Consider the following 11,830-nt stretch of genomic DNA (forward strand, 5'->3'; position numbering starts at 1 on the left):
TAGTTTTGCAGGAAGTCTAATAAATATAAACCGTAAATATGCCTGCCTGCTTTTGCTATCATGGTTTGGCTACCTATCCCAAGTTCGGATAAAAATACTTTCAAGTATTTATTCAATCCATAATTTGTAGAAAGTTTATACCTTCTATCACAAGAGACCAAATCATATTTCTTTAATTCTTCACGATTATAAAGAACCTTATCTTGTTCCTCTTTCAATGCATCCAATACAGATATTAAATCTTCATCAATAATAATTTCTCTTATGGAAGTATTCGTTTTTTGAGGAATAAAATTTGTCGATTTCTAGCAAATCTTCCATACGTTTTTAGAGTTTCTCTTTCATTTTCTATTTTATAATTCACCTTCTAATTCTCTTATAATCGAGTGTAAAGATTCTTTCGTTTTGGGAACAGATTCCTTCAATATACCCTCTATAATTTTAAAATTTAAGTTAGAATAATTATGATAAATAAAATTTCTAAAACCTTTTATCTGAGTCCAGTTTATCCTATCTGAATACTTCTGTTTTACTTCCTCTGATAATTTGCCTAACGATAACTGTTCTCCTACCTGTCCTAAATTCATAGCGATAGAATCAACTACCATATCATCATCTAAAGGTAAATTATATCTTCTTGCTTTATACAAAACAGCATCGGCCTTATCAAGATATAAAACCATATCCTTCAAATATGCTATATCAGTTTCAAGAGATTGACTTCTCATAAATAACCTCTCTATCATTCAAAAAATTTTTCTTGACTAACTTCCCAATGTTTGTTTTTGGAGAAAGTAAATCACTAACCAATAGAATATCTATATTACCATCAAAAATAGTCAAAAGTCTACCATATACATCAAAATATATAGAATCATCCTCTAACTCCAAAGCAATATCAACATCACTTTTCCCATCAGCTTCGCCCCTAGCATAAGAGCCAAATAGATAAATTTTAGATAAATCATATTGTTTAGCAACAGGAACAATTTTTTCCTTTATCTGATCTATTGTATAAACCATAACCGAACCCCTTTAGATTATATCTATCCACACTTTTATTTCACCTTACTCAGAATCAAGTTTAACTTCAAAAGGAATACTTCTTGTCAACACACTTTGCTTCAAAAATAACTTCACAGCAGTTGACATATCCAACCCCAACTCATTAAAAATCGCAGTCGCTTCTTTTTTCAATTCATCATCTACTCTTACAGCAATTTGTGACATAGCATTTCTCCTTTTCTTCTTGTATATCTATTGTATCACTTTTACCAATACATATCAAACTTATTCCCTAATAAATACAGTCTTTAAATTTAAACTTGCAACTTCTTCTCTAATGCTTGTGCCAAAACTTCTGAATAGTTAATCTTTTCTCGATCAGCAAGACGAACTAGCCATTCAGGAACGGTCACGTTCTTTCTAATCGCCTTGTTACTTCTCACAAAAGGCGCAGGATCAACTTGAATCATTGATACAAAACCATCTGAAACTTCAATCTTTAAAATATCACTTGGAGTAGGCAACGCCATCCCTTCATCGATATAAGAAGCTAAAACATTTTCAAGCATTTCTCGAGCATTTTTCATCGCTTCTTCGATATTTTTTCCTTCTGTACCACCACCAAATTCTGGAAATTCTACCCAATATCCTGTTCCTTCTTTATGAAAAATAGCTGGATACGTTTTTAACATTCTACTACCCCCAACATTCTACTACCTCTGATGTAAAAAGACTTAGGAAAGTAAAAATTACAATCCTAAATCTTTGAGAATCTTTCTCTCCAATACCTTTCCCAAATCTTCATTTCCATGAACTGGAATCGTGACAAGATAAGAAAAACCCTCTTTCTTAAAATGATGATGACTTCCTCTTTGACGAACTTCAACCCATCCATTCTCAAGAGCTAGTTTCACCATTTCTTTACCTGTAAGTGGCATATATATTCGTTACCTCCTTACACTTACTATTATACGCATTATGTGTATAATAGTCAAATTAAAACAAACCACTTTTTCTCAATAACTACAAAATAAAATAGACCAGCTTCCTGATCTACTTTATTCTATATTCATTGACTTTTGGTCAAATTTTGGTCACACTTTGGTCAAAGATTCCAAAAATACTAACCTATTTTAAAAAACTAAATTGTGATGATTGCCTACAAATAAACACTTTGAATATTCTTTATGTTTCTTTACGCTTCTTATTATGCCCCCTGCAAGAATCGAACCTGCAACTACTCCTTAGGAGGGAGTTGTTATATCCATTGAACTAAGGGAGCTAGATAAAAACTCTGCTGAAAAAGCAGAGTTTTAGTCGAATTAACGACGGATTTCTTTGATACGAGCTGCCTTACCTTGAAGAGCACGCAAGTAGTACAATTTCGCACGACGTACTTTACCGTAACGAACAACTTCGATTTTTTCAACACGTGGAGTGTGGATTGGGAAGATACGCTCAACACCTACACCGTTAGAGATTTTACGAACTGTGTAGTTTTCTGAGATTCCAGCACCTTTACGTGCGATAACAACACCTTCAAAAATCTGGATACGTTCACGGTTACCTTCGACAACTTTCGCGTGTACACGAACAGTGTCACCAGGACGGAATGATGGGATATCTGTACGAAGTTGACCTTCAGTCAAGCTTTGGATTAATGGATTCATTTTATTCTCCTATCTTTGTCAATCTTGAGGAATCTTCCTCAGCGGATAAACTGTATTTTTGTGCGTCCATTACACACAAGATATAGTTTACCAAATTTCTAAAAAAAAGTAAAGAAATTTATAGCAAAATTCCTAAAAAAATCGCAACCAAACCACCTATGTAAGTCAAAGTCAGGTAAGAATAAAAGACCTTCTTATCACTTAGCAGTCTTTGAAGTTCGTCATTCAAGGTCGAAAAAGTTGTTAAACCGCCACAAAATCCTGTTGCTAGAATAGCATATACTTCCTTAGACTCTACATGATTGTAGAATACTCCAATTAAAAAACAACCTAAAAGATTAGCTATGAGCGTTCCGAGTGGCAATTTAGAAGCTTGATTATAGCGAGAAAAGAAATACCGTACGAGTGCTCCCAAGCCACAGGCGATTGCAAGATAGACGATTACCATTTCTTCCTCCCCAAATAGTAAGCTAAAAGCAGGCCTCCACCGATACTCAAAAGCAAATACAGTATCAAACTAAGATAACGCCCTGTATCAAGCAGCTTCACAGTATCAAGCATTAGGCTGGAAAAAGTTGTTAAACCTCCGCAAAAACCCGTCCCCAGTGCTAAAATCAAGCCCTTACTAGTCCCCTTATAGACCAGATAGCCCTTGACAAGATAAATCAAGCAGAAAATTCCCAGATAGTTGACAAAGAGAGTGCCCCAAGGGAAATCTGGACTGGCTGGTAACCAAGTGGAAACTAGGTAGCGGACAAGTCCGCCCAACATAGCAGCTAGAAAAATCCCTAGCGGATAAAATTGTTCTTTTTTCATTTGATATTTTGATCCTGATAATCACGCGAACGTTTGAGTATGTCCGAAAAAGTCGCGACAATAGTCTCCTGATAGCGCTTGTCCTCTACACGACTTCTAACCTTTTCAAAAATAACTGCTTCTCTCTTAGTATCTAAAATCGGTTTCCCTGAAGCCTTCTTATAAGCGACAACTCCTTCAACTAAGTGCATTCGTTCTTCTAACAGTTTGACGATTTGGTCGTCGATTTGATCAATTTCTTGACGAATACTATCTAAATCCATACAGTCTCCTCCTTTATTTGAATTATTGTATCAAAAAGCCACCAAATAGGCTAGTAAAATCCTAACTCACGATAAGAAAAATGCACTGATTGATTACATCAGCGCACGTTTATACTTATCCTACTTTAGCAGCCAATTCTTCTGCGAATTGTTCCAAGCGCTCAATGTCTTCTTCCTCAGCAGAGAGATCAACTTTAACACATTCTGAACCTTTTTCTGCTCCTGTCGAAACAAAAACACGATCAAAGTCATCAACAGCCTTACAGAATTCATCGTAGAAGGTATCTCCTGAACCAACCACTCCGTAGATTTTGCCATTCAAGTTGAGATCTGCTAGGTCTTCGTAGAAGTCCATCATCTCATCTGGCAATTCACCATCACCATAAGTATAGGTCGCAACGATAGCGATGTCTGCTTCCAAGAAGTCTGAAGCGTCAACAGTTGTACATTCATCAACATCGACATCCAAGCCCAAGTCACGTAATTTGTCTGCTACAATATCTGCAATTTCTTCGGTATTACCGGTCATACTGGCAAATACAATTTTTGCTAATACCATATCGTCCTCCTCAATTTATCTTTCTCCATTATATCACATCTTTTTCATTTTAAAAATAAAAATTCTTGTGCTACAATGAAATGAGAAAGAATTGAGGTTATTTATGGAAATTTGCCATCAAATTTTAGAAAAAATCAAAGAATACGACACGATTATCATTCATCGTCATATGAAACCAGACCCTGATGCCTTGGGAAGTCAGGTGGGTTTGAAAGCTCTTCTCAAACATCATTTCCCTGAAAAAACCATCAAAGCCGTTGGTTATGATGAACCAACTCTAACTTGGATGGCTGAGATGGATCTTGTTGAAGATAGTGCCTACCAAGGTGCCCTTGTCATCGTCTGTGATACAGCTAATACTGCTCGTATCGATGATAAGCGCTATCGTCAAGGTGATTTTCTCATTAAGATTGACCACCATCCAAATGATGATGTATATGGTGACCTATCTTGGGTGGATACTAGTTCAAGCAGCGCTAGCGAGATGATTACTCTATTTGCCCAAACAACCCAACTGGCCTTGTCAGATCGAGCTGCTGAGTTGCTCTTTGCAGGAATTGTTGGTGATACAGGTCGCTTCCTCTACCCTTCTACCACTGCACGGACTCTTCGTCTGGCTGCCTATCTAAGAGAACAGAACTTTGACTTTGCGGCTCTCACTCGCAAAATGGACACTATGAGTTACAAAATTGCTAAACTTCAAGGCTACATCTACGACCATCTGGAAGTGGATGAAAATGGTGCAGCGCGAGTTATCCTGAGTCAAGAAGTCTTGAAACAATTTAATGTTACCGATGCTGAAACTGCAGCCATTGTCGGTGCACCTGGACGCATTGATAGTGTTAGTCTCTGGGGAATTTTTGTGGAGCAGGCTGTTGGCCACTACCGCGTTCGCTTACGCAGTAAAATTCATCCTATCAATGAAATTGCCAAAGAACATGATGGTGGAGGCCATCCTCTAGCAAGCGGTGCTAATTCCTATAGCCTAGAAGAAAACGAAATCATCTACCAAAAGTTAAAAAACTTGCTTAAAAACTGATAAAATACTTGCCAAACTTTTCAGAATCTGATAGACTAGTATGGTAACAATCTATGGCTCGCAAAGAGACCATGGCAGAAAGGAAATATTGCAAAATGAAAAAAGATATCCATCCAGAATATCGCCCAGTTGTCTTCATGGACACAACTACTGGTTACCAATTCCTTAGCGGTTCAACAAAACGCTCTAACGAAACAGTTGAGTTCGAAGGCGAAACTTACCCATTGATCCGTGTGGAAATTTCATCAGACTCACACCCATTCTACACTGGACGTCAAAAGTTCACTCAAGCAGATGGACGCGTGGATCGTTTCAACAAAAAATACGGTCTCAAATAATGATAAAAAGACAGCTTCGGCTGTTCTTTTTTGTTTCTTGAAATCAACTGCTGTTTTCATGTTCCAAACTAAAAAAACTTTACACTCTCGATAGTTTCTAGAGTACAAAGTTTTCTCTTGCCTAAAAAATATAAAAGATATATACTAGCTATATATAGTATAGATTGGAGATATACCATGACGACATCACTTACTAAGCAATACAATTTTAAAATCAATGAGTCATCAATGGAACAAGCTAGAGCTATCATCAAGGAAAAAGGAATGACTATGACGGATGCTATTAGTCTTTTTATCGAGCAGATTGTTCTCGAACAGGATTTACCAATAAAAACTGCAGAAGATATACATCGTGAGCGATTGATTCAGGAACTACAAGCCCAATCTGAACGCTCCTTAAGAGAATACGAATCCGGACAAGGAACTTCCCTAGACAATATGAGGCTACGATATGGCTTATAAAGTGAGTCTTTCTACTGAAGTGAGTCAGGCAATTGACAATATCCATGACTACATTACTACTGTTCTTTTATCACCTCAGTCTGCTAAGAATACTGTAGCCAGAATTTTAGACGGCTTAAAAAGTTTAGAAACTTTTCCTGAAGCTGGCTTTGATGCAGATGAAAAAATCGGACTAAAAATCAACAGTAAGTACCCTACGCGAGGAAAAATTATCGGTCAGTATATCTTGCTTTACTTTATCGACCAGACTCAAAGAACTGTTTTTCTTTCCCACTTATTTCACACCAAAAGTGACTATGTTACCTTGCTCCAAAGCAAAAATAACAAAAACTCAAAATCATCATTTTAATGTCCACCACTCTCTTAATAACCTTGTACTTATAAGGAACACAGTCTTCATTTTAACTAAAAAATAAAAAAACTTTGCACTCTAGCTAGCCACGCGATGGCTTCCAGAGTACAAAGTTTTTTATTAGACAAGGTTTAGTCTTCCTTATCTTGATTTTCAGCTCCTTTAACTGCTTTTTTAAATTCAGATAGCATTTTACCGATTGACTCGCCTAGTTCAGGCAATCGTTTTGGTCCAAATATCAAGAGAGCTCCTAAAACGATGATAATCAATCCTGGTGCTCCAATATCACGTAAGATTCCCATTCCTCTCTCCTTTCTGCTTGCGTTTCATAATGTGTTTGCTAATAGCAATACTTAATTCATAGAGTAATATCAAGGGGGCAGTCATTGCCAAATCGCTGACAAAGTCAGCTGGTGTTAAGATGACTGCGAGTACCAATAAGATAAAATAGGCATATCGGCGATAAGCAGTCAATAATTCTGGTCCAATGAGGCCAATCGACGTCAAAAAGGCAATGATAACTGGTAATTCAAAAACCAGAGCCATGGGTAAGGTCGTTTGAAAAACAAAGGACAGATAATTTTGGGCTGTTAACTGCGTTTCAAATAGTCCTTCTCCTAGCCCTAATAAAACCTGAAGTAAGGCTGGTGTTACAAAGTAAAAACCAAAAGCCAGTCCAACTAGAAAACAAAGGAAACTAGCTGGAATATAGGCAAAAATCGCTCTAGCTTCTTCCTTCTTTAAACCGGGTTTGATGAAAGACCAAATATGATACACCGTGTAAGGCAAGGTGATGGTAAAGGCCATCAGACTAGCCAAACGTATGTATATCCATAAAATATCATTGGGTCCTAAAACAATCAACTTTTGCTGAAAAGATTGGGTCACATACTGGTAAATCTGGTCTGCAAAAAGTAGGGAGACACAGAATACCAAAAAGAAACAAATGACCACAGCCAATAATCTCTTTCTAAATTCTACCAGATGTTCCACGATTGTCAATTCTTTTCTGTCCATCTATTTTTCACCCTGTCTAAAAGTGACAATCAAGACAATAATAACAAAGACTAGCTGGCTGACCAAGCCTTCCCAACTTGGATAAATTCCAAGCAAATCGATCGTTGGAAAGCCTGTCAGCAAGTGATTTGGTGCCATATTGGTCAACTGAAGAGCATGGACACTAACTCCCAGCATCTTGAAGGCTAGGGCATAAATCATCCAAGTCAGGATAAAGAAGACCTTATGTGGCAGGAAGAATTGACTGGCCTTATTCATCACTATGGCAATAATTACCAGAACCAGTAAGGCAAGTGAGATTCCCAAGACAAATTCAAAGCTGGAAATCCTTGGTAAAATCCCAACATAAAAGAGAATGGTTTCTGCTCCCTCACGGAAAACAGCTAGAAAACTGAGAGCAAACATGGAAATAAAGGAGCCTGTCTTGGTCACTGTTTCCATTTGTGACTCCATAAAGGTATTCCATTTTTTGACCGAGGATTTGCTGTGGAGCCAGATTCCAATCAAAATCATCATAGCTACTGCAAAAATTCCCACTGCTCCTTCGATGATTTCACGATTGGAGCCTGATGTTACTGCTGGAAAGGCAATTTGCAGGATAAAAGCAATAAGGAGACTAGCCATGATTCCAGTGATAGCACCACCATAAACCCACTTGAGTCCCTTTCGCATCTTGGCTGCTTTCAAGGTCGTCACCAAGGCCATGACGATTAAGAGAGCCTCTACCCCTTCTCTCAGGAGAATCAGCATGGCATCAAAGGCATTATAACGTGCGCTAGTATCAATTTGTGATAAATCTGCAATCAGTTTTTCTAATTTTTCTTGGTATTCCTTCTCACTTCCCTTGACCATAATCACAGGGCTTTCACTTTCCACTCGAGTATAGAGGGAAGGATTGGTCGTGCTAACAGAACCTTCAATCGTTGGCCAGATAGTAATAAATTCCTTCATACTGGCTGCTCCTGATGCTTGGTCACCAGCTTGGAATTGTTCCAAAGCCTTTGTCAAAAGGGCAATGCCGTCTTTGAGACTTAAATCAGAAGATGCTTCTGCAACTTCTTTTCCACTCACAAAATCATCAATAGCCTTTTTTAAGTCCTCAAAGGAAGTCTGGATGGAGTTGAAATCTGTAGGCTCGGTTTCCATGCTACTACGCAGGAAGGAAATAGCTGTTTCAACACGTCCATAATGAGCTGTACTATTGTCACGAACCACACTTTCATTGATGGTCCAAGTGGAATTCATTTTCTTAAAGGCCTCTCGAACTTTTTCCAAATCTTTGGAGGCAATGGCCTGCTCTAAGGCTTCAAAACGAGGACTTAGACGGTTGACCAATTTTTCCTTTTCCGCATCTAGGTCAACAGGATTTTGTTCTTTTTCAAAAGCTAATAAGGCTGAAGAAATTTCGGTAAGTTTGTCTTCAGTAATCTCACCTGACTGGGCTAGCTTTTCCTTAACGACTTTACCAGCCTCAGAATTGCTGTCTTTTACTCTCTCGAAATCTGATGCCATCTCTTTAACGAGTTTCTGAGCCTCAGACTGACTCCCATTTTTGACCGCTTTAGAAGCATCTGTGATTTTCACAAAGTAAAAACTCAGACTTTCTTGGGCACCTACTGGGGAAAGAATTAAAAGTGACAAAGCTAAAACTAGTAACCAGCTTTTAGCCTTCCAATAATTTCTGACCAATGTAGCCCCCTTTCTCCACACCACCAAAGCAAGCAAAGAGTCCACTACCGATGTGAGTGATGTATTCATTCATCTTATCAGTAGCGCCTAGATTGGTTTGAACCTTGACAAAGTTATCAGGATCCTTCTGGAAAGAAATAAAGAGCAAGCCCGTATCAAACTGGCCAGTTTTTTCATCAATTCCATCAGAGTAAGAATAAGAACGACGCAAAAGCGGCTTGTCCACTTCCTTAGCCAAACGAACATGCGAATCATCAGGCAAAAGACTCAAATCCACTTCATCAAACTCATTTTTCTTACCGAAAGGGGCACCACTTTCCTTGTAACGACCAAAGGTATTTTCTTGTTCTTCAAGACTAGTACGATCCCAAGTTTCTAAAAACATCTGAATCCGACGAACTGCCATATAAGAACCATTTTCCATCCAGTCCTTACTATCAGCCCAAATGACGCGGTCAAAGTCTTTCTCCTTGGTTGGATTTGCTGTTCCATCCTTAAAACCAAAGAGGTTACGCGGAGTCTCCATTCGATCCCCGATAGCTGCAAAACCAGACTGACTCCAACGAAGGGTCACGGTATTTCTCCCCTTACGGATGAGATTGCGAATAGCGTGAAAGGCAACCTGCTCATCATCTGCACAGGCCTGGATGACAATATCTCCACCAGTATATTTTTCACGCAATTGCTCTTTAGGAAAAGGCGGTAAATCCCTGAAAACTTGAGGACGCTTGTTTTCCAAGTTCATCTTTTTCAAGAAACTCGCAGACACACCAAAAGTCAGCGTCAAACGATGAGGGTTGAGCCCGACTGTCTCACCAGTATCACTCGGAGGCAAGAGAGCATTCTGGCCATCTTTTTTGACCAATTCCCCCTCAACCAACTTGGCACTATAATCCGTCCAATCCTTGAATAGCTGGATAATCTTATCTCTATCCGTCGTATGCAGGTCCAAGACAACAAAATAGATATTCTTTTGCATGGGCGTACTAATCCCAGCTTGATGCTTGCCATAAAAAGCAATTTTTTCATTTCCGTACGAGATTTTTTCCTGACTTCCTAGCTTAGGTGCGAAAAAAGCAGAAGCACCAGAGAGTCCTAGCGCTAAACCAGCCCCTCCAATCCCTGCTTTTTTTAGAAATTCTCGACGGTCCATTTTCTTCTCAAAAAACTTTTCGTCTTTTTCAGTCATGACTCTTATTCTCCACTAAGAAATTTACCCATTTGTGATAGAGGCTCACCAAGTTTTGTCACAGCTTCTGACAATTCTTTGGTATCTTCTGTTGTCAAATCTGTATAGAGCTTGTAGTGTTCCTTGTCGGTCATGTGTTTGTCCAACAAATCATTGACAGACTTGAAGTCCGCTTCCAATTCTTTAACTAGGTTAGCGTCTGATTTTTCAAGCAAAGGTTTAAAGAGTTGGAAAATCTTCTCAGCTCCCTCGATATTGGCACGGAAGTCATACAAGTCTGTATGAGAATAAATTTCCTCTTCCCCTGTAATCTTACTTGTTGCAACTTCGTTAAGCAAGTCGACTGCCCCAGTCAGCATAACCTTGTAGTCCACATCAACAGTTGCAATCTTGGCTTTCAATTCCTTGATATCATTGACCAACTGATCACCATAGCTTTCAGTTCCTTTAGTTGTATTGTCTTCCCAAAGGATACGCTCAATACGGTGGAAACCTGACCATCCCTCTTCTGTCTTGTTTTCGTCCATGTAGTCTGCCAAACGGAAGTCAATCTTGACATCTGACTCACCAAAACTCTCGGCAATCGGTTCTGAACGCTCATAAGACATACGAATCAGTGGATAGACCTTCTTAGCTTCTTCTAACTTACCTTCTTTCAACAGTTTGACAAAGCCTTCTGTATCTGTCAACAGTTTATCGATTTGGTCTTGCACAAAAGTCTTATAGTCAGCAGTAGCCTTATCAAGCATTTTTTGCTTGTCTTCAGACAAGGCTGTCACCTTGGACGAATCACTCGTATTGCTTGGCTTAGATTGGTTATTAGCACAAGCTGTCAATAGCAAGGCTGAAGATAAAAGGACAAAACCTAGTTTTTTCATTGTATACTCCTATCAGTTCAGGAAACCTGAATTCATTTTACGTTTCATTATACCATGTTTTCACTCATTTTTCAATAAATTTTCAGACAATTTAATGTTATGTTTTCTCAATCTACCAGACTTAATACGACTTTGTAACTTGTAATCTTGTAAACGATACATGGTCGGAACATAAAAGAAATCACCACTTTTATGTAACTTAATCGCAACTTAATCGCAACAAGAACATTATTATCAAATCTTTTTACATATTCAAAACTGGCGTCTTTCTCTCGTGGATTGATGCCGACGAAATCTGGGTTCCTTAGTATGAGTTCCAGGTCTTCAATATGATGAATCACATCATTGTGATGGCCTTTTATCATATGGCTTCTCAAACCGTCTTTGTTGACCTTTATGTCGCTCGCTTCAAGAACAATATCAAAAATTTCTTTTACTTCATCGGTAATCTGACCGATTTTTTTCATGATCCATAATTTCCTCCGTTATTCCACAACTATTATATCACAATCATAGTGTATATCAGGATATATCAAACTCCCGACTTTATCAC

General features: G+C 38.4%; 20 protein-coding genes, 1 tRNA gene and 1 pseudogene. 4 read left to right on the forward strand and 18 right to left on the reverse strand.

Translation table 11 applies throughout. The features are described from left to right. From HT699_RS12190 to HT699_RS07680, 12 genes and pseudogenes are all read right to left on the reverse strand, one after another. Positions 1-352, reverse strand: a pseudogene (locus tag HT699_RS12190) (site-specific integrase); the annotation flags it as partial. Position 353: 1 nt separating this feature from the next. After that, a complete protein-coding gene (locus HT699_RS07630; RefSeq protein ID WP_001257560.1) occupies positions 354-728 on the reverse strand; it encodes a HepT-like ribonuclease domain-containing protein in 375 nt (124 codons plus the stop codon). Then, entirely contained in the window at positions 709-1,023 is a 315-nt protein-coding gene (locus tag HT699_RS07635; protein ID WP_000263130.1) for a nucleotidyltransferase domain-containing protein, read from the reverse strand. The genes HT699_RS07630 and HT699_RS07635 overlap by 20 nt, the downstream gene beginning before the upstream one ends. 45 nt (positions 1,024-1,068) lie before the next feature. Further along, a complete protein-coding gene (locus tag HT699_RS07640; RefSeq protein ID WP_000077979.1) occupies positions 1,069-1,230 on the reverse strand; it encodes a type II toxin-antitoxin system RelB/DinJ family antitoxin in 162 nt (53 codons plus the stop codon). A gap of 89 nt (positions 1,231-1,319) precedes the next feature. Beyond that, complete coding sequence (locus HT699_RS07645) at positions 1,320-1,697, reverse strand: type II toxin-antitoxin system HicB family antitoxin (protein WP_000921490.1); 378 nt, start codon at positions 1,695-1,697, stop codon at positions 1,320-1,322. Positions 1,698-1,754: 57 nt separating this feature from the next. Continuing rightward, positions 1,755-1,943 carry a type II toxin-antitoxin system HicA family toxin gene (locus HT699_RS07650; RefSeq protein WP_023941316.1) on the reverse strand — a complete coding sequence of 63 codons (189 nt, stop codon included), beginning with the start codon at positions 1,941-1,943 and terminating at the stop codon, positions 1,755-1,757. Positions 1,944-2,215: 272 nt separating this feature from the next. Further along, positions 2,216-2,287: transfer RNA gene (locus HT699_RS07655), tRNA-Arg, on the reverse strand. 40 nt (positions 2,288-2,327) lie between these two features. After that, positions 2,328-2,675 carry a 50S ribosomal protein L19 gene (gene rplS / locus HT699_RS07660; RefSeq protein ID WP_001068669.1) on the reverse strand — a complete coding sequence of 116 codons (348 nt, stop codon included), beginning with the start codon at positions 2,673-2,675 and terminating at the stop codon, positions 2,328-2,330. 118 nt (positions 2,676-2,793) lie between these two features. Further along, positions 2,794-3,123, reverse strand: a complete 330-nt coding sequence (crcB, locus tag HT699_RS07665; protein WP_000237416.1) for a fluoride efflux transporter CrcB — start codon at positions 3,121-3,123, stop codon at positions 2,794-2,796. Beyond that, entirely contained in the window at positions 3,117-3,491 is a 375-nt protein-coding gene (crcB, locus tag HT699_RS07670; RefSeq protein ID WP_000712098.1) for a fluoride efflux transporter CrcB, read from the reverse strand. The genes crcB (HT699_RS07665) and crcB (HT699_RS07670) overlap by 7 nt, the downstream gene beginning before the upstream one ends. Next, positions 3,488-3,754 (reverse strand): chorismate mutase, encoded by a 267-nt coding sequence (locus tag HT699_RS07675; protein WP_057487582.1) that lies wholly within the window; start codon positions 3,752-3,754, stop codon positions 3,488-3,490. The genes crcB (HT699_RS07670) and HT699_RS07675 overlap by 4 nt, the downstream gene beginning before the upstream one ends. A 115-nt stretch (positions 3,755-3,869) precedes the next feature. Then, positions 3,870-4,313: a flavodoxin gene (locus tag HT699_RS07680; RefSeq protein WP_000241950.1), complete on the reverse strand. Its 444-nt coding sequence runs from the start codon at positions 4,311-4,313 to the stop codon at positions 3,870-3,872. A gap of 103 nt (positions 4,314-4,416) precedes the next feature. Between HT699_RS07680 and HT699_RS07685 the strand changes: the two genes are divergently transcribed. The 4 genes from HT699_RS07685 to HT699_RS07700 all read left to right on the forward strand — a co-directional run bounded on the left by HT699_RS07685 (position 4,417) and on the right by HT699_RS07700 (position 6,501). Then, on the forward strand, positions 4,417-5,352 hold the full coding sequence (locus tag HT699_RS07685) for a bifunctional oligoribonuclease/PAP phosphatase NrnA (RefSeq protein WP_054388226.1): 936 nt from the start codon (positions 4,417-4,419) through the stop codon (positions 5,350-5,352). Between the two features lie 95 nt (positions 5,353-5,447). Beyond that, positions 5,448-5,690, forward strand: a complete 243-nt coding sequence (locus HT699_RS07690) for a type B 50S ribosomal protein L31 (RefSeq protein WP_000710764.1) — start codon at positions 5,448-5,450, stop codon at positions 5,688-5,690. Between the two features lie 177 nt (positions 5,691-5,867). After that, a complete protein-coding gene (locus HT699_RS07695; protein WP_050208398.1) occupies positions 5,868-6,152 on the forward strand; it encodes a type II toxin-antitoxin system RelB/DinJ family antitoxin in 285 nt (94 codons plus the stop codon). Next, the gene (locus HT699_RS07700; RefSeq protein ID WP_023936126.1) at positions 6,142-6,501 is read left to right on the forward strand and encodes a type II toxin-antitoxin system RelE/ParE family toxin; all 360 of its coding nucleotides are present in this window, start codon (positions 6,142-6,144) and stop codon (positions 6,499-6,501) included. The genes HT699_RS07695 and HT699_RS07700 overlap by 11 nt, the downstream gene beginning before the upstream one ends. Positions 6,502-6,635: 134 nt before the next feature. Here the strand turns inward: HT699_RS07700 and tatA are convergent, their stop codons facing one another. The 6 genes from tatA to HT699_RS07730 all read right to left on the reverse strand — a co-directional run bounded on the left by tatA (position 6,636) and on the right by HT699_RS07730 (position 11,744). Then, complete coding sequence (tatA, locus tag HT699_RS07705; RefSeq protein ID WP_000512107.1) at positions 6,636-6,806, reverse strand: twin-arginine translocase TatA/TatE family subunit; 171 nt, start codon at positions 6,804-6,806, stop codon at positions 6,636-6,638. Continuing rightward, positions 6,790-7,521, reverse strand: a complete 732-nt coding sequence (gene tatC, locus HT699_RS07710) for a twin-arginine translocase subunit TatC (protein WP_172930445.1) — start codon at positions 7,519-7,521, stop codon at positions 6,790-6,792. Before tatC ends, tatA begins: the two co-directional genes overlap by 17 nt. Next, positions 7,522-9,210, reverse strand: coding sequence for an FTR1 family protein (locus tag HT699_RS07715; RefSeq protein WP_172930446.1), 1,689 nt, complete (start codon positions 9,208-9,210; stop codon positions 7,522-7,524). It lies immediately after the preceding gene. Continuing rightward, on the reverse strand, positions 9,185-10,399 hold the full coding sequence (gene efeB / locus HT699_RS07720) for an iron uptake transporter deferrochelatase/peroxidase subunit (protein WP_172930447.1): 1,215 nt from the start codon (positions 10,397-10,399) through the stop codon (positions 9,185-9,187). Before efeB ends, HT699_RS07715 begins: the two co-directional genes overlap by 26 nt. 5 nt (positions 10,400-10,404) lie before the next feature. Then, positions 10,405-11,277 (reverse strand): iron uptake system protein EfeO, encoded by an 873-nt coding sequence (gene efeO / locus HT699_RS07725; protein WP_023941325.1) that lies wholly within the window; start codon positions 11,275-11,277, stop codon positions 10,405-10,407. A 107-nt stretch (positions 11,278-11,384) separates the two neighbouring features. Continuing rightward, positions 11,385-11,744 carry a hypothetical protein gene (locus HT699_RS07730; protein ID WP_007284914.1) on the reverse strand — a complete coding sequence of 120 codons (360 nt, stop codon included), beginning with the start codon at positions 11,742-11,744 and terminating at the stop codon, positions 11,385-11,387. Between the last annotated feature and the right edge of the window lie 86 nt (positions 11,745-11,830).

The sequence above is a fragment of the Streptococcus sp. 1055 genome, from assembly GCF_013276815.1.
Taxonomy (GTDB): domain Bacteria; phylum Bacillota; class Bacilli; order Lactobacillales; family Streptococcaceae; genus Streptococcus; species Streptococcus pseudopneumoniae.

Coding starts and splice junctions, on each gene's coding strand:
- HT699_RS07630 (WP_001257560.1), bottom strand. CDS start 728: ATGAGAAGTCAATCTCTTGAAACTGATATAGCATATTTGAAGGATATG.
- HT699_RS07635 (WP_000263130.1), bottom strand. CDS start 1,023: ATGGTTTATACAATAGATCAGATAAAGGAAAAAATTGTTCCTGTTGCT.
- HT699_RS07640 (WP_000077979.1), bottom strand. CDS start 1,230: ATGTCACAAATTGCTGTAAGAGTAGATGATGAATTGAAAAAAGAAGCG.
- HT699_RS07645 (WP_000921490.1), bottom strand. CDS start 1,697: ATGTTAAAAACGTATCCAGCTATTTTTCATAAAGAAGGAACAGGATAT.
- HT699_RS07650 (WP_023941316.1), bottom strand. CDS start 1,943: ATGCCACTTACAGGTAAAGAAATGGTGAAACTAGCTCTTGAGAATGGA.
- rplS (WP_001068669.1), bottom strand. CDS start 2,675: ATGAATCCATTAATCCAAAGCTTGACTGAAGGTCAACTTCGTACAGAT.
- crcB (WP_000237416.1), bottom strand. CDS start 3,123: ATGGTAATCGTCTATCTTGCAATCGCCTGTGGCTTGGGAGCACTCGTA.
- crcB (WP_000712098.1), bottom strand. CDS start 3,491: ATGAAAAAAGAACAATTTTATCCGCTAGGGATTTTTCTAGCTGCTATG.
- HT699_RS07675 (WP_057487582.1), bottom strand. CDS start 3,754: ATGGATTTAGATAGTATTCGTCAAGAAATTGATCAAATCGACGACCAA.
- HT699_RS07680 (WP_000241950.1), bottom strand. CDS start 4,313: ATGGTATTAGCAAAAATTGTATTTGCCAGTATGACCGGTAATACCGAA.
- HT699_RS07685 (WP_054388226.1), top strand. CDS start 4,417: ATGGAAATTTGCCATCAAATTTTAGAAAAAATCAAAGAATACGACACG.
- HT699_RS07690 (WP_000710764.1), top strand. CDS start 5,448: ATGAAAAAAGATATCCATCCAGAATATCGCCCAGTTGTCTTCATGGAC.
- HT699_RS07695 (WP_050208398.1), top strand. CDS start 5,868: ATGACGACATCACTTACTAAGCAATACAATTTTAAAATCAATGAGTCA.
- HT699_RS07700 (WP_023936126.1), top strand. CDS start 6,142: ATGGCTTATAAAGTGAGTCTTTCTACTGAAGTGAGTCAGGCAATTGAC.
- tatA (WP_000512107.1), bottom strand. CDS start 6,806: ATGGGAATCTTACGTGATATTGGAGCACCAGGATTGATTATCATCGTT.
- tatC (WP_172930445.1), bottom strand. CDS start 7,521: ATGGACAGAAAAGAATTGACAATCGTGGAACATCTGGTAGAATTTAGA.
- efeB (WP_172930447.1), bottom strand. CDS start 10,399: ATGACTGAAAAAGACGAAAAGTTTTTTGAGAAGAAAATGGACCGTCGA.
- efeO (WP_023941325.1), bottom strand. CDS start 11,277: ATGAAAAAACTAGGTTTTGTCCTTTTATCTTCAGCCTTGCTATTGACA.
- HT699_RS07730 (WP_007284914.1), bottom strand. CDS start 11,744: ATGAAAAAAATCGGTCAGATTACCGATGAAGTAAAAGAAATTTTTGAT.